The 985-nt window shown below is 62.3% G+C and carries 2 protein-coding genes and 1 pseudogene; 2 read left to right on the top strand and 1 reads right to left on the bottom strand.

The window, feature by feature from the left end; genetic code table 11:
* Positions 1–256, top strand: a 256-nt coding sequence (locus SP5_RS18320; RefSeq protein WP_042491522.1) for a transposase, incomplete at its 5' end; no start/stop codon positions are given.
* A 42-nt stretch (positions 257–298) separates the two neighbouring features.
* A pseudogene (locus SP5_RS20070) lies at positions 299–523 on the top strand (integrase core domain-containing protein); the annotation flags it as partial.
* 83 nt (positions 524–606) lie between these two features.
* Here SP5_RS20070 and SP5_RS18315 read toward each other — a convergent pair.
* Positions 607–985: Arm DNA-binding domain-containing protein (locus tag SP5_RS18315; protein ID WP_042491521.1), on the bottom strand; the 379-nt coding region annotated here is incomplete at its 5' end.

Raw genomic sequence — 985 nt, 5'->3', positions numbered from 1 at the left:
ATTCTTCGCCTTTCCTGACGAGGTCCGGCGGATCATCTACACCACGAATTCCATCGAGGCCCTGAACTCGAAGCTGCGCCGGGCCGTGCGCGCCCGCGGGCATTTCCCCAGCGACGAGGCCGCCACCAAGCTGCTCTACCTCATCTTGAACCGCTCAGGGAAAGAGTGGAAGATGCCGCCCCGTGAGTGGACCATGGCAAAGGCCCAGTTCGCCGTCATCTTCGGCGAACGCTTTATCCGAGCCATGGCCGCGTAATGTTCAGCCGCCCGCCCACACACGAAATTCCTGACACTCCCGCTGCTAAACGAAACGCTCTTCTTCACCATTGGCCAGGCCCGTTCGATCCTGGCCCGCTGGGTCGACGCCTATAACACTGAGCGGCCACACTCCTCGCTCGGCTACGCCACCCCGGCGGCCTTCGCCGCCGAACTCGAACAGCAACGGGCGGGGTTAACCCCGCCTGTTGCTTCACCTGCGCTCATGCGCGAAAACAACGGTCGGTCTCTGGTTGCCGCTGGATAAAGACCGGGGTCACGTCAAGCCCCATGGACTTCGAGCGGCAAGCGCAGGTAACTTAACCTGGTGTCCGCGGAACCGGCAGCAGCTCAGGTGGCAGGGCTAGGATCAAGTGTGTCGAAGCGGTGGCCATGCCATTTGCGCGCCGTTTCCTCGAAAGTCATCTGTGTCCTCGGCTTTTTACCGGCACCAGGATCCCCTCCCTCGCCTAGCACCACTTTGGCCTTGGCGCGGCGCAGCCGTGCCTCGGCGAGTGAGACCGCCGGATGGCCGCCAAAGCTCAACAGCTTTTCCTTGCCGCCATAGCGGTACTTCGTCCGCCACAGCTTGGAGCCGTTGGGGTGGACGAGAAGGTAGAGGCCTTCGCCGTCGGTGAGTTTATAGTCTTTTGCCCGCTTGATGGCGTAGCGGACTTCGAGCTCCTTGAGGGCCATGGGGGTATCTCCTGCCGAGGCGGCGATGATACCG

The organism is Sphingomonas parapaucimobilis NBRC 15100, assembly GCF_000787715.1.
In the GTDB taxonomy this organism is placed as follows: domain Bacteria; phylum Pseudomonadota; class Alphaproteobacteria; order Sphingomonadales; family Sphingomonadaceae; genus Sphingomonas; species Sphingomonas parapaucimobilis.
Note: the sequence above shows the minus strand (reverse complement) of the source record. Positions and strands in the feature narration are given on the sequence as shown.